This window comes from Pseudoalteromonas sp. ASV78, from assembly GCF_047806705.1.
Classification (GTDB): Bacteria; Pseudomonadota; Gammaproteobacteria; order Enterobacterales; family Alteromonadaceae; genus Pseudoalteromonas; species Pseudoalteromonas prydzensis_A.
Genome location: NZ_JBLOPA010000001.1, coordinates 2254031 through 2273950, shown reverse-complemented (window position 1 = coordinate 2273950; position 19920 = coordinate 2254031). Strand labels below are relative to the sequence as shown.

Genomic DNA, 19920 nt, shown 5'->3' with positions numbered 1-19920 from the left:
ATCATGAACGAAGAAAATCAGAACGTAGCAGCACAACAAGAAACTGGCGCACAATTTACTATTCAACGTATTTACACAAAAGACGTGTCTTTTGAAACGCCTAATTCACCTGCTATTTTCCAAAAAGAATGGACACCAGAAGTTAAGCTTGACCTTGATACACGTTCAAACAAATTAGACGAAGGTGTGTTTGAAGTTGTTTTAGCATTGACAGTTACAGCGTCAATTGGCGAAGAAACTGCATTCTTATGTGAAATTCAACAAGCGGGTATTTTCACCATCGCTGAAGTTGAAGAAGTACAACTTGCACACATGCTAGGCGCATTCTGCCCGAATGTACTGTTCCCATATGCGCGTGAAGCGGTATCTAACTTAGTTAACCGTGGTACGTTCCCACAGCTTAACCTTGCACCTGTTAACTTTGACGCGTTATTCGCGCAATACATGCAGCAACGTGCAGCGCAAGCTGAACAGGCAACTGCAGACGCTTAATTGATGAATACAGTCAATTCAGCTGTTACAGTATTAGGGGCGGGGTCTTATGGCACCGCCCTTGCTATTTGTTTAGCCCGAAACGGTCACACTGTGACGCTTTGGGGGCGCAATAGCGATGACGTTGCTACGCTTGCAGCTGAGCGGAAAAATCAACGTTACCTACCAGGCGTCACTTTCCCTGATACTTTACACCTTGAAGCCGACTTACATACTGCGGTGACTGCAAGCCAAGTAATTTTGGTTGTGGTACCAAGCCATGCATTTGGCGATACATTACAGCAAATTAAGCCTTCATTACTTGATGGTGCGCAAGTTGCGTGGGCGACCAAAGGCTTAGAGCCAGATACCGGTCGATTACTGCAAGAAGTTGCCCAGCAAGAACTCGGCGATGATGTGCCGCTGGCTGTGGTATCAGGTCCTACCTTCGCCAAAGAAATGGCAATGGGGTTACCTACAGCTATTTCAGTGTCGTCAACATCAACAGCCTTTGCAAAACAGCTCGCTGATTTACTGCATTGCGGTCGCTCATTTCGGGTCTATAACAATAATGATTTTATTGGTATTCAACTCGGTGGTGCGGTTAAAAATGTGATTGCGATTGGTGCAGGTATGTCTGATGGTTTTGGTTTTGGTGCTAATGCTAGAACTGCCCTTATCACCCGTGGTTTAGCTGAACTATGCCGGTTAGGTTGTGCACTGGGCGCGAAATCTGAAACCTTTATGGGTATGGCCGGTCTTGGTGATTTGATCCTCACCTGTACAGACAATCAGTCTCGCAACCGTCGTTTTGGTTTAGCACTGGGTAAAGGTGAAGGTGTTGAGCAGGCGATAGCATCAATTGGTCAAGTGGTAGAAGGTTACCGCAACACCAAAGAAGTCTATTTACTTGCACAACGTACCGGTATTGAAATGCCGATCACCGAGCAAATCTATCAGGTACTTTATGAAAATAAAGACGTGAAAGAAGCGGCGATGGCGTTATTAGGTCGCGAGCAAAAATCAGAATAATCTTTATACCCAAACCACCTCAAGATGCAGTAGTCAGCGTTGTGTCAATCATTACGCTGACCACAGCTAAAATCTAGGTTACTCATTGCTCGAGCTAGATTGTTTGTTCTGGTTATTTTTTGCAATAAAAGTAGCCACTTTATCAGCATGAAGCGGGCGGCTATAATAATAACCTTGCATGGTATTACAACCCATTACATGCAGCATGTAAGCCTGTTCTTTCGTTTCAACGCCTTCGGCAACTACATCTATTTTTAGGTATTTCGCCAGGCGAATAATGGTCGCGGTGATATTACGGTCCTGTTCGCTATCAATGATGTCTTTAATAAAAGAGCGGTCTATTTTTAAAGTATCGATAGGAAAACGCTTTAAATAACCAAGTGATGAATGCCCAGTGCCAAAGTCATCTAACGCAATAGTAAAGCCAAGCGCTTTTAGGCGGTTCATTTGCTGCTGTGCAAATTCGGGGTTATCCATCATGGCACTTTCGGTGATTTCCAGCTCTACACAGCGCGCTGGTACATCGTAGTTTGTTAAGCATTCGGTGAGCGTTTCTATTAAGCTATTTTGCTGAAAATGCAGTGCAGAAATATTAATTGCCACTTTACCAAAACCGACCCGTTCATTACGCCATAATTCGAGCTGTTTAAATAACTGCTTCATTAATAATAAAGTCAGAGGAATGATTGCGCCATTTTGTTCGGCCAACGGTATAAATTCAGCTGGGCTAATAAGGCTGCCATCAGCTTGTGGCCAACGAACTAATGCCTCAAAACCATGGATTTGGTTTTTATCAGCATTATATTTTACTTGATAAAATAATTGAAAATCTTGATGTTCAATGGCTCTAAATAGCGCGCTTTCTTTACTGAGTTCATTTGAGTCTATGGTGTGTTTAGATTTATCAAAAAACTGATAGTTGTTATGGCCCACTTTTTTTGCGTGGTTAAGCGCACTGTTGGCGCTGCGCATCAGTGCCTCGCTGCTATAGCCGTTTTCAGGGTACACGGCTATGCCACAACAGGCTGAAATAAAGCTTTCTATACCATCAAGTATAAACGGTGTTTGAAACTGTTTAAGGATATTATCAGCAAGCTTTTTAGCGAAAAAGATGGTCATCCCTGAATATAAATAGGGTGGCACCAAAATCGCAAATTCATCGCCCCCTAAGCGGGCGAGTGTATAGCCAGAATCAAGGTTGCGGGAGAGTCTACCTGCCACCTCTTTTAGTAACTCATCACCAATTGCGTGACCGAGAGATTCATTGATTTTATTGAAGTTATCTAAATCGATAAAAATAATCAGCAAGTCAGGGAAGTTGTTGTTACAGCTGTTAATTGCTTTATTAACCGATTCAATAAAAATAGTACGGTTAGACAGCCCAGTAACAGCATCTCGGGTGGTTAGTTTTAACATTGCACGTTCATTGTTTTTGCGTGCGGTTACATCTGAAAATAAACCAATATAATGTGCGCTACTGTTACGCAAGTTAGGCGTTTTTACTTTGGTAATCGACAGATCTAGTGCATAAGGTTGGCCGTCTTTGCGTAAATTCCAAATTTCTCCGGACCAATAACCATCGGTCTCTAAATCATTATGGATGAGGCTTTCTAGTTTTTTATCGCGGCCATTTACAGTTAAGGCTTTTGGTTTTTTACCCACAACATCTGCCAAAGTGAATCCACAAATTGTTGTAAATGCTTGGTTTATATTTGTTATTTGAAAATGTTCATTGGCAATCCAAATCGCATCTTTTGATTGCGCCATTAGTGCGTTAGCTAAATTGTGTTTCGCAGCGCTTTTTAATTTATAAATAATTAGCAGCAGTAACAGAGCAAAAATAATCGTTAAAATTACATAGTTGAACCAGTTGGGAAAGTTAAAAGCGGTTTGTTTGATCGTTAACACTAACGGCTCGCTACTTACTTGATTAAGGTTTTTAACTTCCAGGTAAATATTTTTTTTATTACTCGCCAGTGACAACATAGATTGCGTGCTTGGCAGGGGTTGCCAAAGCCCATTGGGGTCAAGCCGATAAGAGAGTCGCATGGGTAAATTGCTATTACTAGTGAACCACGCTGATATGCCTTGCAGCGGTTGCTGCGCATTCACGGCATTTGTTGCTAAGTGATAATAGTGTTGGTCACTTTCTTGATAGTGCAAGGTTAGGTGACTGACTGAAAATAAACTATTTTGCGGTATTGCTTGTGTGGCATGTACTTCTAATAGCGTACTGCCGTTAGCTGCGAACAGCAGCATTACTTTGTCACGGTAGCTTACGGTAAATAGTGCCTCTGGCAGTTGTTCATGAGTAATTGAATCAGCGATATTTGCGGCCATGCTGTGAGTGGCATTTTCAACCCATATATTAGTACTTGGCTTGTAGAGCTTTATTGCTTGGGAATCGACTATCCATAGTGCATTTAGCGGGGCTCTATAAATGGCTGAAGTGTCAAACACACTGACTCTATGAAACTGTATGCTTTTTGTTGTTTGTGCAAAGTTTTCAGATGTTTGCCATAACCCGTTATTTGTCGCAAGCCAAAGCCTTGATGAGTTGCGTTGATAATAAATATCTTTGATCTCGCCAAGGGATTCAGTTTGCAGCGCTATTGCAGTGACTTGTTGCTTGGCAATGTAATACAATTGCTGGCCATCACTTGCTAAATACTGCTCATCACTGAGGGTTGTTAAAGCGCTAATGTTGCTAATTGGCAGTGTGAGGTTTTGTTGTTGAGTTGCAAAATCATAATTGATTAATTGTTTGTTGGTTGCTATCCACAATGTTGTTAGTGCTGTGAAATGCAGCATGTTTACTTGATCTTGCAGCAATAAATTAAATGTTTGGTTGCGGGCACTGTATAAATATAATCCGCTGGCGGTTGTAATTGCCCACTTATCATCGCGTAAATAGTTAATACCGAGTACTTTTTTATCCTCAGTAAAGCTCGCTATCTGCGCCAACATTTTAAAGTATTGCTGTATTCTGGGAGCTGGGCTATTGGTGATCGGCGTGGCAATAATTTGCATTGCAGGAAGTTTTAACCAATTTTTACTCGTTGTTTGTAACCACAATTGTTGATTGTTTTGCTTCATTGATAAAAACCGAGCAGGAGAATTATAAAATAAAGGTTTGCTGTTTTTGGTTGTTAAATCATATTTATAAGCTTGATTATCATGTAAGTAGTAAAGTTGCTCTTGAAAGTAAGTTAGTTTTTGCACCGGTGTGTGGTTGAGTTTTATTGTTTCTAATGACTGAGTGTTATTGAATAGATAATGTTGTTCATTACTGGTGCTGATAAGCAGTGCTGGAGATGTTTGGCTTGGGCTTAACTGGCTAATTTCTGTAGGTGCAGTGAGCTGGGATATAATCGTATTACTGGCAATATCAAAGCGACTGGCTAAATTCCCGCCTGAATGCAGCCATAGGCTGTTATTAAACCCTAATGTAAGTTCGACTATTTGCTCAGAAAAAGCGAATACAGCATGCAGCTGTTGAGCTTTTATTGTGTAAATCTGGCCTAAGTACAAAAAATAAAAGCCGTGATCTGTAGTAAATATTTGCTGCGTTAAGGAGGTATCGGTTAGTTGAATGAGTTGATTGTTTATTAAGTTTATTAAACTTAATCCTTGCTCAGTATTAATTAATAACCATGATTTATAAGTGGCTACCTGTAAAATATCACGCGTTGCAAATGACGAAAAGGGAGGCGTTTGGCCACTAAAAAGGTGGGCTGAGTCGTAGTTAAATAAGCCTTTCTCAGTGGCGAGCCAAAACGCGTTACTCGGGCTTTGAGTAAAGTCATTAATAGCGGGTATCGAAAGCTCGTTGGCGTTTAATTCAGCTACACTCGCGTTTACATTAATAATAAATAACATGCTGATAAAGCAGCATGTTTTAAGTATAAACCGCATTGCAATCCATTGAATAAGTTTAAAAAGAACTTATTTAGAATAGTGCAGGAATAGATAAAGTGCGAATCGACGTGAGTGAAATTTATTGTATTGCGCGCAATTGAATTTGTAAGGCAATCAGTGGCTAAAACGCCTAACGAAGTAGGCGCTTTATTTGTATGCTTTACTGGGCGTTAGGAAAGCCTAATTGCCGCCATGATTCATAAACAAACACTGCCACTGCATTGGATAAGTTCATGCTTCTACTGTTAGCTTGCATTGGAATACGCACGCGTTGTTCATTCGGTAATGATTGAATTAAATCATCTGGTAAGCCACGGGTTTCTGGGCCAAATACTAAACAGTCACCCGCTTCGTAACTTGCTTGGTGATGGAATTGGCTGCCCTTAGTGGTGCATGCATAGACTTTTTTTGGCTGGCATTTTTCAAGGTAAGCTGCAAATGAAGCATGGCGTTGCACATGGCTAAATTCATGGTAATCAAGGCCCGCTCTTTTTACGCGCTTATCGTCCCACTCAAAGCCCAAAGGCTCGATTAAATGCAACGCATAGCCCGTATTTGCACACAGGCGAATAATATTGCCAGTATTAGGTGGAATTTCAGGTTGGTATAAAACGATATCAAGCATAACGAGCCTTATTGGTGATCTACATTTTGACGTTCGAGAGTATACACGAAATAGATAAAAAAAATGATATACTCGTTTTAAGCAAACAGTTTCAAGCATAGGCAAAAGCGTGCATCAGCGTAGTTATGAATTTTGGGTGAAAACCGCCAGTATCGTTACCATGGTTATGGTGAGCTTGATGATTGCGGCTAAATGTTGGGCATGGCTTGCGTCTGGCTCTGCATCAATGCTTGGCTCACTCACCGACTCGTTGATGGATATTACCGCATCAGCTATGAGCTTTATGGTGCTAGGGTATGCACTGCGGCCCGCGGATGATGATCACCGTTTTGGCCATGGTAAAGCTGAAGCGTTAGCTGGGTTAGGGCAAGCTGCCTTTATTGCCGGCTCTGGTTGTTTATTAGCATTTCATGGCATTGAACGGTTATTTAATCCGGTGGTATTAAATCATTCAATGCTCGGCGTATGGGTAAGTATTTTTGCCATTGCCTGTACGCTGGTGGTGGTTTATGTACAAACTAAAGTGATAAAGCATACCGAGTCTATCGCGATCAAAGCAGACTCAGTACATTATAAAGGTGACTTAATTTTAAATGCCGCGGTGTTCGTTGCGATATTACTAGCACAAAATGGCATGCTGTACGCCGATCCTCTTTTTGCTATTGGTGTTGCGGGTTATTTACTTTATAACAGCTGGGATATCGCAACACAAAGCGCCGACCACCTTATGGATAAAGAGCTTCCAGATGAAGAAAAAGCCAGCATAGTATTCATTGCCAACAGTCATAAGGATGTTTTTGGTGTACATGATGTACGCACGCGACAAGGCGGCAAAGTTAAGTTTATTCAAATGCATTTAGAGCTTGAAGATCAATTACCTTTGATCCGCGCTCATTACGTTGCCGACGAAGTTGTGGCAATGATCCAACGAGAATTTAATTGTGAAATGGATATTTTGATCCACCAAGATCCCATGTCACTGAGTCAAACTAACGCTCAACTCAGTGAATCACAAAATTGATAAAAACGGCTAAGCACGGCTTGGCGAATGCAGTCTTGCTCAAACAGTAATTCATGTTTGGCATTAGCAAAGGTTTGTAAAATTGCATTACTTTGACGATGCACCAAAGCAACTTGGGCTTGGTTATCAACCACAGTATCGTGCTCAGCACTGGCTACAAAAAGTGGAATCGATAACTGTTGTTGCTCAAGGGTCGCCATAAAGCCAAACGCTGCATTTAACCAACCATAAGTCACCCCGCCCAATTGCAGTACGCTATCGGTTTGATAGGTTTGCCTAAATAATTGATAGCGGACCTCACTACTGGTTAGCTCATTGTCTACAAAAGCGGGCGCTAAGTAATCTGTTTGGCCAAATGCGTAAAATTTATTAAAGCCCAATAAGCATGCTGTTCGTGCGGCAAATTTGGCCAGTGGTTTTGGGGTGCCTTTGGTGTAAATATCAAACATTGGGGCCGATAAAAATACCCCACTGTAGTTATGTTCAAAGCGGGTGAGGAAATCAAACGCAATCGCGCCACCCATGGAATGCCCCAGTATTATCTTTTTGCCTGTGAAGAGTTTTGAGACAATTAAACGGTCAAACAGGGCTAAATCATCTGCATAATCACTAAATTTATTAACAAAACCTTTATGAGGATTAGCTAAAGTGCGATAAGAACGGCCTTGTCCTTGATGATCAATAATAAACACCGCGTAGTTATTTTTAACTAACTCCCAGATCAGCTCTTGGTATTTATCTAATCCTTCAATGCGTCCAGAGCTAATAACAACAGCGGCTTTGGCATGCTCAGGTATCACATAGCCATAATATAAATCGCCATTATCGGTAGTCAGCTGCGCTTTGTGTAACTGCTGCTGAAAAAACTGCGTGATCTCAGCTTGTTGGGTAAGTAGCTTTTGTTCTGTGCTGTAAAACATAATGGCCATTATTATTTTTGTTTATCCAGTGGCAATGTAATGCGAACGCAGAGCCCGTTTGGTTGACTATTATGCAGTGTTAAGCTGCCGGCATGAGCGGCAATAGCATTTTTAGCAATCGCTAAACCAAGCCCGGTACCGCCACTGGTTCTGTCTCGCGCATCAGATTGGCGGAAAAACGGCTCACATAATTTGGTTAAATTTTGTGGCTCAACGCCAGGGCCATCATCGCTGATCTCTATATAAATTGCATCGCTTAAACTCAATGTTAGGGTGATTGTTTGTGCTGCATATTTTATTGCGTTACGTAAAACATTCTCTAGTGCACTGGCAATTAGGCTCTCATCACAATAAAGTTCAATATTGAGTTTACCATTTACCAGCAATTGCTTATTGGTCTGTTTAGCTTCAAATTGGGCATCATTCAAAACATGATCAATAATCACTTGTAAAGATTGCTGATGAAGCGATAGCGCCTGACTTTTCGCCTCTAAGCGCGATACTTGTAGTACATCAGCAATCATCTTATCGAGCTGATTTGCTTCTTTTTCAATGCGTAATAAATAGGTTTGGTTTGCTTCTGGGGTTTGCATTTGCGCAAGGCCGGTGGCCATTTTAAGACGAGTTAAGGGGGAGCGCAATTCGTGAGATATATCAGCCAATAAGCGTTTTTGCGCACTGAGCAATTGTTCTAATTGAGTTGCCATACTATTAAAGTCACGGCCAAGCACGCCTAGTTCATCTTGTCGGTTTGGGTCAATTTCAGCACGTGCGGTTAAATCGCCATTAGCGAGTTTGACTGCCGCTTGTTTTAAGTGATTGATCGGCGCAATCAGGTTACGGCTAAATATAAAACTGAGGATCAGCGAAGCAAGTAATGCAATCACCACTTTTAACCAAATCGGCATCAGTTTTAGGCGCACGAAAAACGGCGTTTGGTGACTTTCGTCGATTTCGTATAAATAAAATGTGCCCTCGGGAAGGTCTATTTTAATTGGCCCGAAAGCTTGGTAATACTCGGTAAAGATAATTTGCGGCGACATATTTTTAGTAAAATTAAGTAAACTTAAATCAATCTCACTTGATGGTGTTCGGCTGCTGATAGAATGATCTGGTTGATCTGAATTCAGATAAAGTAACTTTCGTTTTGCAAGCCGCGGATGGGTTAAAATTTCGGCTGCGGGTTTATTATGTTTTTCAATTATACGTTCAATGCCTTTTGCTGTGTATTGTAAGTTTTTTAGCATTGGCCCACGCAAGTCCTCATTGCTAACTTGATTAGTGGCAATATTACTTAAAAACACTAATGCAGTAATGGTGCCTATTACTGTGAGCCAAAACCACACAAAAATTTTAAAAAATAAAAAGTGTTTGGGGTGCTTAAGCCAAGCTAAACGAGTTTTGCTATTCTCCTTGGATAAAGACATAACCCGTTCCTCGCATGGTTTTAATACGTTCAGCACTATTAAATTCGGCAATTTTTTTGCGAATATTACTCACATGCATATCAATAGAGCGGTCAAAAGAAGCCAAACGTCTGCCTAGCACTTGTTCACTGATTTGTTCTTTACTGACCACTTCACCCGCATGTTTAACTAATAAGGCCAATACTTCATATTCAGTACCGGTTAGGCTCAATGGGTGTTCATCAACAGATGCTTCACGGGCCGCTAAATTGATAATGATATTATTAACACTGAGTTTATTAGAGCTGTTATTGGTTAAACTGGTAATGTGTTCAATACGACGAGTAATAGCTTTAACCCGCGCCAGTAACTCACGATGATTAAATGGTTTAGGAATGTAATCATCAGCCCCTAGTTCAAGGCCAAAAATACGGTCAAAGTCTTCACCTTTGGCGGTTAGCATGATCACCGGCGTTAACTTTTTTTGCCTAAGTTGTTTAAGTACTTCAAAGCCATCGAGTTTTGGTAACATTACATCGAGTAAAATTAATGCATATTCTCGCTCAAGCGCTTGTTTTAAACCTTGCTCGCCATCGTGGGCAGATTCTATTTGAAACCCTTGCGCAATTAAGTACTCCGAGAGTAACTCACATAAACCGGTATCATCATCAATCATTAATAGTTTCATTTGCTCACCTTAACCACGCTGGAATAACTTCATTTTACGCCTTAACGCACTTAAAAGTGAACCTTTACACAACCTTTACATTGCTTTGCGTTGCTTTGCACTTGGTTAGTTATAGTGAACATAACAACTGAACAGGCAGTAAGTTCGCAACCAACCAAAGGTAATGATTATGACTATTTCAAGTAAAGTTTCTAAACTAGTATTAATTTGTGGATTAGCGACAGCAACATTAGGCACTGGCGCCGTAATTGCAAAAGAAGGCATGGCTCATAAACCTGGCCATTCTCAACAACACAAACAAGCACGCTTTTTACTCTCTGAGCGTGGCGTTAAAAAGCTTGATTTAACCGAGCAACAACAAACCCAGTTAAAAAGCATTTTTGCTGATCAAAAAGCGCAATATAAAGCGCTTCGTGGTACTGACAAAGAAGCGATGAAACAAGCTCGCGCGGCACATAAAGCACAAATGAAAGCATTATTAGATATGCCAACCTTTGATGAAGCCGCGGCAAAAGAGTTATTAGCGCAGCGCCAAAGCAAGGGCGAGCAATTTGGCTTAATCAACCTTAAAACGCAGCACCAAGTATGGCAAGTATTAAATGCCGAGCAACGTGAAAAGTATCAAGAAATTAAACAGCATATGCGTAAAAAAAGCTACAAAAAAGGTGACCACAAACGCAGCCGTGCTGAGCAAGCAGCAGGCTAAGTAATTACCAAAATTACTAAAGCAAAAAATGAATCGCGGGAGAGATCCCGCGCTTTTTTGTATTCACTTCTAGCCATCCATGTAGCGAGTTTACCTCGTCGCTGGCTTTCGCCACTTAAAGACTTTTTTGCACAAGGAGAAGTGAATGAGCGTAAATGAGAAGAAAAATGCGCGGGCTTCGAGCGACGAATACAGCCTAGCACCTACCGGGGCCCTATTTTTACAATTACTTCTCTAAAAGCGCAGCGCCTCATAACCTCTTTGTGAATAATTCACTTAAGTAATTTTAATTTAATTGCGCGGGGTAAACCCGCGCCTACGTACTGGCAGCAGGCTTTATATCGCGTCATAATGCTAACTTGATAAGTCTACGTAAGTTACGTATATTTAAGCACATTCACAAGGCAAGCTAACCTTACGCACTTATGCTTGAATGACGCAAGGGGCTCGCCATTTCACCCGATGAAATAATCAATATTCGTTAAGCGTTTAATATGTCGCATGGTGTATTTGCAAAGCTATTGCATACATCGGCAAGAATGTTACTAGATTTTATTATTTGATGTTTAATCTACAAGGAAGAAACCATGAAATTTGATATGGCAATTACAGACAACTTTGCATCATTTTTTGATGAACAAAAAGGAAGTCATATTTTTATAGATAGTTTTGATAATGAAAATTTTGAAGTGAGAATAGGAAGCTTAGAAGATTCGAAGCCAGCTGGTAATATTGTTGCTTTTACTGATGATGAACTGAATTCGAAGTTATTGGAGTTATATAATAAGCACATTGGAGGTGCATAAAATGATTACTGAAGCTGAAATATCTGCATTAGAAAGTTCGGTCAATGAAATACTTCGTCAACATAATATGTCTTTTAAAATGTCAAAGCACTTTGTGAAAGACCGGATGAATGACTCCCGTAACACCCCAATGATAATGATTGCTGAACTAAACAGTATATTCAACCGTTTAACCGCGAGACACAAAGAGAGCATTTTAAATCTTAAACACAATAGTACATTTAATATTCGCTGCACAATTTCTCACATAAATATGCCGTGCGCTGTAAATAAGATTCTAAGCCATTCAGGTGAGCATCATGAGAACATTGTAATTACAGTTATGAGAAAGGCTGAATGGAAATCAAAGGACTCTGTAGAGTTCTTAATTTAACTATAAATTAAATAATAAAATAGAGACTCCAAAAAACTAAAACTTGAGTTTTTTGAGGCGTGGCGAAATGAGCAATCGTGATTTATTTTCAGAGCTAACTACAGCGCTTGTAGATGCTAAAGCACATTCACAAGGCAAGCTAACCTTACGCACTCATACTGTTAGTGACGCAAGTGATCTCGCCATTTCACCCGATGAAATAATCAATATTCGTTAAGCGTTTAATATGTCGCATGGTGTATTTGCAAACTTATTACATACCTCAGCAAGAACCCTTGAAAACTGGGAGCAAGGCCGCAGCGCACCTAATGGCCAAGCTGTTACTCTATTAAAGCTGGTGCAGCGCCATCCAGAAACATTGAATCATATAGCTGAATTGTAGAGTTGGCTTTTCTAGCACCTATAACCTAGCATTTATGTTAATTCCTTAATCGCTCTACTGATCCCATCTAAACTCAGTGGATACATGCGGTTGTTCATGAGTTGCTTGATAAAATCAATTGATTGGTAGTAACGCCAGTGTTCTACCGGTTGTGGGTTGAGCCAAGCGACTTTATCAAAGTGATTGGTGATGCGATTAAGCCATACACTACCAGGCTCTTCGTTGTAGTGTTCCACTGAGCCACCCGCATAGGCTATTTCATACGGGCCCATAGTGGCATCGCCGACAAATATGACCTTGTAGTCGCTGGTGAACTTGTTGATCAGCGTCATGGTGTCAATGACGTTTGAGTGGCGGCGTTGGTTGTCTTGCCAAACATGTTCATATAAACAGTTATGAAAGTAGTAAAACTCTAAGTGTTTAAACTCGCTGTAGGCGGCGCTAAATAGCTCTTCACAGGTGTGAATGTAATCATCCATCGAGCCGCCAATATCAAACAGCATTAATACTTTTACCGCGTTGTGGCGCTCAGGGGCCATTTTTACATCAAGCATGCCGCCTTGTTTGGCGGTAGCGCGAATGGTCTCGTTTAAATCGAGGGTGTCACTGGCGCCAGTGCGAGCAAATTTGCGCAGTTTTTTAAGCGCCAGTTTTATGGTGCGTGAGCCAATTTCGCGGTCAGAATCTAGATTACGGTATTCGCGCTTATCCCATACTTTTACCGCTTGGCGGTTGCGGTTGCCGTCTTGACCAATCCGCACGCCTTCTGGGTTGTAGCCATACGCGCCAAATGGCGATGTACCACCTGTGCCTACCCATTTATTGCCGCCAGCGTGGCGTTTTTGTTGCTCTTCTAGGCGCTGTTTGAGGATTTTCATTAGCTCATCAAGGCCGCCCATGGCTTTAAGTTGGGCTTTTTCTTCATCAGTAAGGTGTTTTTCAAACTCTTTGCGCAGCCAATCTTCGGGTAAGGTGTGCTGCTGTTTTAAGCTCTCGAGTAAGTCGAGATCGGCAATGCCGCTAAAGTAATCAGCAAACGCTTTATCAAAACGGTCAAAGTGGGTTTCGTCTTTAACCATAATGGTACGGGCTAAATAATAAAACCCGTCAACATCGGCAAATACCGCGCCTTTTTTTAGCGCGTTGATCAAATCAAGCAGCTCGCGCAAACTAACCGGTAAACGGTATTCACGCAGTTTGAAGAAAAACGCAACCAACATCTTAACGGCGACTCATAAAGGCAAGTTTTTCAATCAGGCTGATATCTTGCTCATTTTTTAAAAGCGCGCCAAACATTGGCATTAAACCGCCTTTTTGAGTTTTGTCATGCAAAGTTTTTGCGTCGATGTCTTCAGCCATTAGCAGTTTTAACCAATCAAGTAACTCGCTGGTGGAAGGCTTTTTCTTAATGCCGTTGACTTCGCGTAGATTAAAGAATACTTCCAGCGCTTGGCGTACTAAATCTTGTTTTACGTGTGGGTGGTGAACATCGATAATTTGCTGCATTTCATCACTAGATGGAAAATCAATGTAATGGAAAAAACAACGGCGTAAAAAGGCATCAGGCAGTTCTTTTTCGTTATTAGAAGTGATGATCACAATAGGGCGTTGTTTGGCGACGATGCGTTCGCCAGTTTCGTAAACATGAAATTCCATTTTATCGAGTTCTAATAGTAAGTCGTTCGGGAATTCGATGTCGGCTTTGTCTACTTCATCAATTAATAATACTGGGCGTTTGTTCTGTTCTTCGCCATAGGTAAATGCCTGCCACAGTTTACCTTTAATAATATAGTTGCCAATGTCGTTTACGCGTTCATCGCCCAATTGGCTGTCACGCAAACGTGATACCGCATCGTATTCATACAAGCCTTGCTGGGCTTTAGTGGTCGATTTGATATGCCATTGGATAAGTGTGGTATCTAAACTTTTAGCCAGCTCCTCAGCCAGCATGGTTTTACCTGTGCCAGGCTCGCCTTTTATAAGCAGCGGCTTTTCCAGCAATATTGCCGCATTAACCGCTTGTTTTAACGCTGAACTTGCGATGTAGTTATCAGTAGAATTAAATTGCACGAAAATACCTATCTGGTCTGAGCAGTAAACAATATGGCTATCATGCCATAGTTAATCGGCTTCACCAAGGTATGCAAAGCGAGCAATAATTTGGCCGTCTTTTTCTATCGTTTCGCTAAACATACTCAATGGGCGTGCCCAAATACCAAACTCACCATACAAGGCTTGGTAAATAACTAATTGTTCGTCGGTTTCACTGTGAGTGGCGACGTACAGAACTTTGTACTTTAGGCCTTTGTAGTGTTGGTATATGCCTGATTTGAGGGTATGTGGTTTTATTGCTGTAGTCATGTTTTGATCTCTTGTATAATTTGTCTTTGCACTTTTAATGCTAACTAATTTGCCAATACTATGAACTATATTTCGTTAGATGATTACAAAAAAGCCTGGGTTTTTCGTCATAAAGATGCGCCAGTAACAGAACAAGACCTTGCCTTAATTAAACCTATGAGCCATGAGCGTGCCGCTGTTTTATGGAGCACTATGGTGAGCCGTGAACATGACCATCCTGATTTTTTTGAAAAAACAGACTGGTGTGGCAACGAAGACAATTTCTCGCAAACAATTGCGTGGGAAGCAGCCTGGGAAGAGGGCGCAGAGCAATTGCCCGCAGAGATTTTAGCTCACCTTGATTGGCAAGCAAATACCACCATCTATTTTTGTATCGCCCGCGATAATATTATCGAAACCAGTTTTGATGTGTTCAAACGCAATTGGCAGAACTTTATGTTTTTAGCCGATGGTAGTTTATTACTTGGTAAAAAGCGTAACGAAGTAGTGCAGTTTTTAGCAACTGGCGATGCAAAATTAGGCGTAAAGGCAGACGTTAAATAGTTTGAACTTGAGTTAGGTAAAGAGCAGAGCTTAAAAAGCAGTCAATACTGTGCTATAAAACAAGCAACTAGATGTTTTTGAGTACAATCGTTGGCTGCAAGCGACCCCTTTCAACAAGTCGATATTTGGCAATCTGATGCGCAGCGTGTGCTATACACACAGCTGTGTAATGCCTTTTATGCGCGAGAAATTGCTTTGTTAGTCGCTGAACCTAATGAGCAACGCCTGCGTAAACGATTAAAAAGTCTTCCTTTTTATATTGAACGTGCGGCAGCCGCGGTGGTTAATGGTCAGGTTCCTTTTCAGTTAGATCCCCATAATGGCAGTTGGCTTGATAAGCAAAAGTTGCAGCCGCCTAACGAAAAAAGTAATGATGATTTTTACCAAACACATAAAAAAGTGGGTTTAATTGTGCCGCTTTTACTCAATCGCGCAAATCAAACCCGCGTTGCAATAGACAGCATCGACCAAGTAAGCGACAATAAACTTCATTGTAATGAACATGGTTGGTTTGATGACCAAGGTCAGCCACTTGAAGGGCAATCTGTGGTGTTATTAAAACCTACAAAAGCAACAATGGCCGCCGCATGCTGTGGCCATCAGTGGTCTTTTGCTAAACGCACGACACCGCGAACGTTATCACTGAGAGAAATGCTGCTAGCAGGCAATATCAATTGGCGCAATTTAAAACGTCCCCATGTTCGAGTTAAAAAAATATAATACCAGTCGCCTTAAGCGCATTATAAATTTGTACTGGTAGAGTAAAAATCAAGGAGTGTTTAATGCGACTGTTTCAACTCACGCTGCTGTGTTTAGCGTTATTTGTACAATACCGATTATGGTTTGGCCACAACGGTGTACAAGATTATAGTCGTTTACAAGCCGCTGTTACTGCTCATCAAGAAACCAACGCTCAGCTACTTAAGCGAAATAAAGTACTTAAAGCTGACATTGAAGATTTAAAGCTTGGTCAAGAAGGGGTGGAAGAGCGTGCCCGTAATGAATTAGGGATGATCAAACCCGGCGAAACATTTATTCGTGTTTTACCTGGGCAACAATTAAATGAAAACTAATTATACCCTTGCCGTTATAGTCCCAGCCGCTGGTGTGGGAAGTCGGATGCAACACTCGGCCCCTAAGCAATACATACGTTTGGCAGGCAAAACAATTCTTGAGCATACGCTGGTTAAATTAGCGCAACTTAAACAAGCAGCCAGTATTATAGTGGTGGTCAGTGATGAAGACCCATACTTTGACTCTCTGGAATTTATTGATCAGCGTATTGTCCGTGCCAGCGGCGGCAAAGAACGCGCAGACTCAGTACTGAATGGTTTATTAGTCCTTGCAGATAACCCGCCTGATTGGGTGTTAGTGCATGATGCGGCAAGGCCGTTAGTGACACTTGCAGATATTGAGCACTTACTAACTGAATGTATTAGCGCAGATGAAGGTGGCATTTTAGCCAGTAAAGTGAAAGATACCATTAAGCGTGGCACCACACATAGTGAGCAAACCGTACCACGAGATGACTTATGGCAAGCGTTGACTCCGCAATTATTTAAGTATCAGGAGTTAACGCAGGCACTACAAACTGCGCTCGCTCAGCAGGTAACGATCACCGATGAAGCCTCAGCCATCGAATGGGCAAATAAGCCTGTAAAGCTGGTGGCGGGGCGTAGCGATAATATTAAAATAACCACCCCAGAAGATTTAGATTTAGCCAACTTTTTACTCCAAAAACAACACAGTGAGAATGCATCATGATTCGAATCGGCCATGGCTTCGATGTCCATAAATTTGCTGGCGAAGGCCCGTTAACTATTTGTGGTGAAAAGATTGCTTACCCACAAGGCTTTTTAGCGCACTCAGATGGTGATGTTGCTATTCATGCATTATGCGATGCTATTTTAGGTGCATTGGCGATGGGCGATATTGGCAAGCATTTTCCGGATACCGCCAGTGAGTATGAGAATATAGACAGCCGTATTTTATTACGCCATGTGGTTGATTTAGCAAAGCAGCAAGGCTATGTACTGGGCAATGCCGATGTCACCATAGTGGCACAAGCGCCAAAGATGCTACCGCATATTCAAGCCATGCGTACTAATTTAGCCGCGGATTTAAATGCTGAGATTAGCCAAGTAAACGTAAAAGCCACCACCACGGAAAAGCTCGGTTTTGAAGGCCGTAAAGAAGGTATTTCCAGCCATGCCGTAGTGCTAATGAGCAAGCAATCACTATGAGCGAGCTAAATTATTTATACGGTGCGCCATTATCTAAAGCTGATTTTAAAACCACCGCTGAAGATTTTATGGTTGATGAAGACTTAGGCATAGAATTTACTGGTAGTGGCGAACATGTTTGTTTGCAGGTGGTAAAAAAAGGCGAAAACACCCAATACGTTGCTAAGTTACTTGCCCAAAAAGCCGGTATTTCGCCACGTGACGTAAGTTACGCCGGTATGAAAGATCGCCACGGTGTATGTAGCCAATGGTTTAGTGTGCCAGTACCAATTAAAAAAGACATTGATTTTACTGAGCTTAACAGTGAATCACTGTTTATCATTGCTCAGCAACGCCATAATCGTAAGCTACGTACGGGTTGCCATAAAGGTAATAAATTTACCATTACGCTACGTAATGTCACCCAGCCGTTAGATATCCTTTGTAGAATTAATGCCGTACGTGCCGGTGTACCAAACTATTTTGGTGAACAACGCTTTGGTCATGATGGGCACAACCTTGAAATGGCCAAGCGAATGTTTGCCGGTGAGCGCATTCGTGACAAAAAACTGCGCGGTTTAATTATCTCTGCGGCACGCTCTTACGTGTTTAATCAAATCGTGAACTTACGTGTTGCCGAGCACGGTTTGGCGAAAACCATGCACCGTGAAGTGTTTATGCTCAGTGGTAGTAATGCTTTTTTTGAAGATGCCATTAGCGATGAAAATATCGCACGCCTTGCCTCTGGCGACATTATGATGTCAGCACCTTTGGTCGGCAAAAGTGAAAAAGGCCTCACCGCACAAGAAAAAATATGGCTAGAGCCGTATCAAGAGTGGTGTGAAGGGCTTGGTGAGTTAGGACTTAAAAATGAACGTAGAATGCTGCGTTTGATACCACAAGATTTAACCGTTGCAACGATTGACGAAACCACCATTAAATTAAGTTTTGGCCTTCCTAAAGGCACCTTTGCCACGGCATTGTTACGTGAGCTGGTGGACTACACAGATGCAAGCCCCCGAGTACATAAAAAACAGGACGCTGAAAATGAAAATTCTGCTAAGTAATGACGATGGCGTAAATGCAAAAGGCATTGCGGTGCTGTACCAAGCGCTGACGCAAATTGCTGAGGTTACCTTAGTGGCGCCTGATCGCAATTGCAGCGGTGCAAGCAACTCATTAACCTTAATGAATCCACTGCGGGCCACCACGCTTGATAACGGCTTTATTTCGGTCAATGGCACACCAACCGATTGCGTACATTTGGGTGTGAATGAATTACTGACTGAAAAGCCTGACTTGGTGGTTGCGGGTATTAATCACGGCGCCAATTTAGGGGATGATACTTTGTACTCAGGTACCGTCGCAGCTGCAACCGAAGGACGTCATTTAGGCTTGCCCGCAGTGGCCGTATCTTTGTGTTCAAAAGAAGGCAATCATTTTGAAACGGCAGCTGCGGTGACTGTCAGCATAATTAAAGAGCTGGCTTCTCATCCACTGCCAAAAGATCAAATCATTAATATCAATGTGCCAGATATTCCATTAGCTGAGCTAAAAGGCGTGCAAGTTACCCGTTTAGGTGCGCGCCATAAAGCAGAAACCATGACAAAACAACAAGATCCATGGGGACGTGATATTTATTGGTACGGTGTTTTGGGGGCTGAAAGTGATGCCGGTGAGGGCACTGACTTTTATGCTATCAATAATGGCTATGCCTCGGTTACACCATTAAGTGTTGATATGACGGCGAAAGACAGTTTGATAGCGGTAGGAAATTGGCTGAAAACAATGGAGATCAACGGTGCTGGCTAATTATACTCGCAGCGCTCGTGCGCTGGCTGAATTACTACAGCGTGAGGGGGTTGAAGATAGTGTGGTGCTCAGTGCTATTGCTGATATTCCACGGCATTTGTTTATTGATGATGTGCTTAAACACAAAGCATATCAAAATACAGCATTGCCAATAGGCCAAGGGCAAACAATCTCACAGCCATATATTGTTGCGCGAATGACGGAGCTGTTACGTTTAGCGGGAGTACGTGAAAAAGTGCTCGAAATTGGCACAGGTTCAGGTTACCAAACCGCGATACTGGCTAAAACCTTTACAAAAGTATTTTCGGTGGAACGCATTAAAGCGTTACAATGGCAAGCTAAGCGCCGTTTACATAACCTCGATCTTTATAACGTGTCCATGAAACATGGCGATGGTTGGCAAGGTTGGCAATCGCAAGCGCCATTTGATGGCATTATTGTCACTGCTGCAGCATCGCAGGTACCGCAAGCATTACTTGACCAACTCAGTGATGGTGGGGTGATGATTGCACCAATAGGTAATGAAGATCAACAACTGGTTATGGTTGTGCGCGAAGGCGAAAAATTTACTCAACATGTTATTGCGCCAGTTAGGTTTGTGCCTTTAGTGCCTGGCGATATTGAATAGGAAGTC

General features: G+C 41.9%; 22 protein-coding genes and 1 pseudogene. 15 read left to right on the top strand and 8 right to left on the bottom strand.

The window, feature by feature from the left end; all coding sequences use genetic code 11:
- Positions 1–3: 3 nt before the first annotated feature.
- Positions 4–492, top strand: coding sequence for a protein-export chaperone SecB (gene secB, locus ACMVDV_RS10285; protein WP_304184116.1), 489 nt, complete (start codon positions 4–6; stop codon positions 490–492).
- A gap of 3 nt (positions 493–495) precedes the next feature.
- Complete coding sequence (gene gpsA, locus ACMVDV_RS10280) at positions 496–1503, top strand: NAD(P)H-dependent glycerol-3-phosphate dehydrogenase (protein WP_416158052.1); 1008 nt, start codon at positions 496–498, stop codon at positions 1501–1503.
- A 78-nt stretch (positions 1504–1581) separates the two neighbouring features.
- Here gpsA and ACMVDV_RS10275 read toward each other — a convergent pair whose 3' ends face one another.
- Both ACMVDV_RS10275 and trmL read right to left on the bottom strand, forming a co-directional pair.
- Positions 1582–5418 carry an EAL domain-containing protein gene (locus ACMVDV_RS10275; RefSeq protein WP_416158051.1) on the bottom strand — a complete coding sequence of 1279 codons (3837 nt, stop codon included), beginning with the start codon at positions 5416–5418 and terminating at the stop codon, positions 1582–1584.
- Between the two features lie 163 nt (positions 5419–5581).
- Complete coding sequence (trmL, locus tag ACMVDV_RS10270) at positions 5582–6046, bottom strand: tRNA (uridine(34)/cytosine(34)/5-carboxymethylaminomethyluridine(34)-2'-O)-methyltransferase TrmL (protein ID WP_169021215.1); 465 nt, start codon at positions 6044–6046, stop codon at positions 5582–5584.
- 109 nt (positions 6047–6155) lie between these two features.
- On the opposite strand from trmL, the gene ACMVDV_RS10265 reads away from it, so the two are divergent.
- Positions 6156–7067, top strand: coding sequence for a cation diffusion facilitator family transporter (locus ACMVDV_RS10265; RefSeq protein WP_416158050.1), 912 nt, complete (start codon positions 6156–6158; stop codon positions 7065–7067).
- Here ACMVDV_RS10265 and ACMVDV_RS10260 read toward each other — a convergent pair.
- From ACMVDV_RS10260 to ACMVDV_RS10250, 3 genes are read right to left on the bottom strand one after another with little or no spacing between them, the layout of a single operon-like run.
- Positions 7043–7987: an alpha/beta fold hydrolase gene (locus tag ACMVDV_RS10260; RefSeq protein WP_416159083.1), complete on the bottom strand. Its 945-nt coding sequence runs from the start codon at positions 7985–7987 to the stop codon at positions 7043–7045. The two genes, ACMVDV_RS10265 and ACMVDV_RS10260, sit on opposite strands and share 25 nt — an antisense overlap.
- Before the next feature lie 11 nt (positions 7988–7998).
- Complete coding sequence (locus tag ACMVDV_RS10255; RefSeq protein ID WP_416158049.1) at positions 7999–9414, bottom strand: ATP-binding protein; 1416 nt, start codon at positions 9412–9414, stop codon at positions 7999–8001.
- Positions 9392–10081 (bottom strand): response regulator, encoded by a 690-nt coding sequence (locus ACMVDV_RS10250; RefSeq protein WP_416158048.1) that lies wholly within the window; start codon positions 10079–10081, stop codon positions 9392–9394. The genes ACMVDV_RS10255 and ACMVDV_RS10250 overlap by 23 nt, the downstream gene beginning before the upstream one ends.
- 169 nt (positions 10082–10250) lie before the next feature.
- Between ACMVDV_RS10250 and ACMVDV_RS10245 the strand changes: the two genes are divergently transcribed.
- From ACMVDV_RS10245 to ACMVDV_RS10230, 4 genes and pseudogenes are all read left to right on the top strand, one after another.
- Positions 10251–10787 carry a Spy/CpxP family protein refolding chaperone gene (locus ACMVDV_RS10245; protein ID WP_416158047.1) on the top strand — a complete coding sequence of 179 codons (537 nt, stop codon included), beginning with the start codon at positions 10251–10253 and terminating at the stop codon, positions 10785–10787.
- A 587-nt stretch (positions 10788–11374) separates the two neighbouring features.
- Positions 11375–11593 carry a hypothetical protein gene (locus tag ACMVDV_RS10240; RefSeq protein WP_416158046.1) on the top strand — a complete coding sequence of 73 codons (219 nt, stop codon included), beginning with the start codon at positions 11375–11377 and terminating at the stop codon, positions 11591–11593.
- Between the two features lies 1 nt (position 11594).
- Complete coding sequence (locus tag ACMVDV_RS10235; protein WP_416158045.1) at positions 11595–11966, top strand: hypothetical protein; 372 nt, start codon at positions 11595–11597, stop codon at positions 11964–11966.
- Between the two features lie 67 nt (positions 11967–12033).
- Positions 12034–12348: pseudogene (locus tag ACMVDV_RS10230) on the top strand (helix-turn-helix domain-containing protein).
- A gap of 32 nt (positions 12349–12380) precedes the next feature.
- Here the strand turns inward: ACMVDV_RS10230 and ACMVDV_RS10225 are convergent.
- From ACMVDV_RS10225 to ACMVDV_RS10215, 3 genes are read right to left on the bottom strand one after another with little or no spacing between them, the layout of a single operon-like run.
- Positions 12381–13568 (bottom strand): vWA domain-containing protein, encoded by a 1188-nt coding sequence (locus tag ACMVDV_RS10225; RefSeq protein ID WP_416158044.1) that lies wholly within the window; start codon positions 13566–13568, stop codon positions 12381–12383.
- A 1-nt stretch (position 13569) separates the two neighbouring features.
- Positions 13570–14418, bottom strand: coding sequence for an AAA family ATPase (locus ACMVDV_RS10220; RefSeq protein WP_416158043.1), 849 nt, complete (start codon positions 14416–14418; stop codon positions 13570–13572).
- Positions 14419–14469: 51 nt separating this feature from the next.
- Positions 14470–14709 (bottom strand): DUF1653 domain-containing protein, encoded by a 240-nt coding sequence (locus ACMVDV_RS10215; protein WP_416158042.1) that lies wholly within the window; start codon positions 14707–14709, stop codon positions 14470–14472.
- Positions 14710–14769: 60 nt separating this feature from the next.
- Between ACMVDV_RS10215 and ACMVDV_RS10210 the strand changes: the two genes are divergently transcribed.
- The 8 genes from ACMVDV_RS10210 to ACMVDV_RS10175 all read left to right on the top strand — a co-directional run bounded on the left by ACMVDV_RS10210 (position 14770) and on the right by ACMVDV_RS10175 (position 19914).
- Positions 14770–15252, top strand: coding sequence for a DUF2947 domain-containing protein (locus ACMVDV_RS10210; RefSeq protein ID WP_416158041.1), 483 nt, complete (start codon positions 14770–14772; stop codon positions 15250–15252).
- 90 nt (positions 15253–15342) lie between these two features.
- The gene (locus ACMVDV_RS10205; RefSeq protein ID WP_304184139.1) at positions 15343–15972 is read left to right on the top strand and encodes a hypothetical protein; all 630 of its coding nucleotides are present in this window, start codon (positions 15343–15345) and stop codon (positions 15970–15972) included.
- Positions 15973–16034: 62 nt separating this feature from the next.
- A complete protein-coding gene (gene ftsB / locus ACMVDV_RS10200) occupies positions 16035–16325 on the top strand; it encodes a cell division protein FtsB (RefSeq protein WP_304184141.1) in 291 nt (96 codons plus the stop codon).
- The gene (gene ispD, locus ACMVDV_RS10195; protein WP_416158040.1) at positions 16315–17016 is read left to right on the top strand and encodes a 2-C-methyl-D-erythritol 4-phosphate cytidylyltransferase; all 702 of its coding nucleotides are present in this window, start codon (positions 16315–16317) and stop codon (positions 17014–17016) included. The genes ftsB and ispD overlap by 11 nt, the downstream gene beginning before the upstream one ends.
- The gene (ispF, locus tag ACMVDV_RS10190) at positions 17013–17495 is read left to right on the top strand and encodes a 2-C-methyl-D-erythritol 2,4-cyclodiphosphate synthase (RefSeq protein ID WP_304184143.1); all 483 of its coding nucleotides are present in this window, start codon (positions 17013–17015) and stop codon (positions 17493–17495) included. Before ispD ends, ispF begins: the two co-directional genes overlap by 4 nt.
- Complete coding sequence (truD, locus tag ACMVDV_RS10185) at positions 17492–18541, top strand: tRNA pseudouridine(13) synthase TruD (RefSeq protein WP_416158039.1); 1050 nt, start codon at positions 17492–17494, stop codon at positions 18539–18541. Before ispF ends, truD begins: the two co-directional genes overlap by 4 nt.
- Positions 18522–19286, top strand: coding sequence for a 5'/3'-nucleotidase SurE (gene surE / locus ACMVDV_RS10180; RefSeq protein ID WP_304184146.1), 765 nt, complete (start codon positions 18522–18524; stop codon positions 19284–19286). The genes truD and surE overlap by 20 nt, the downstream gene beginning before the upstream one ends.
- Positions 19276–19914 carry a protein-L-isoaspartate(D-aspartate) O-methyltransferase gene (locus tag ACMVDV_RS10175; protein WP_283711149.1) on the top strand — a complete coding sequence of 213 codons (639 nt, stop codon included), beginning with the start codon at positions 19276–19278 and terminating at the stop codon, positions 19912–19914. The genes surE and ACMVDV_RS10175 overlap by 11 nt, the downstream gene beginning before the upstream one ends.
- The last annotated feature ends 6 nt before the right edge of the window (positions 19915–19920 follow it).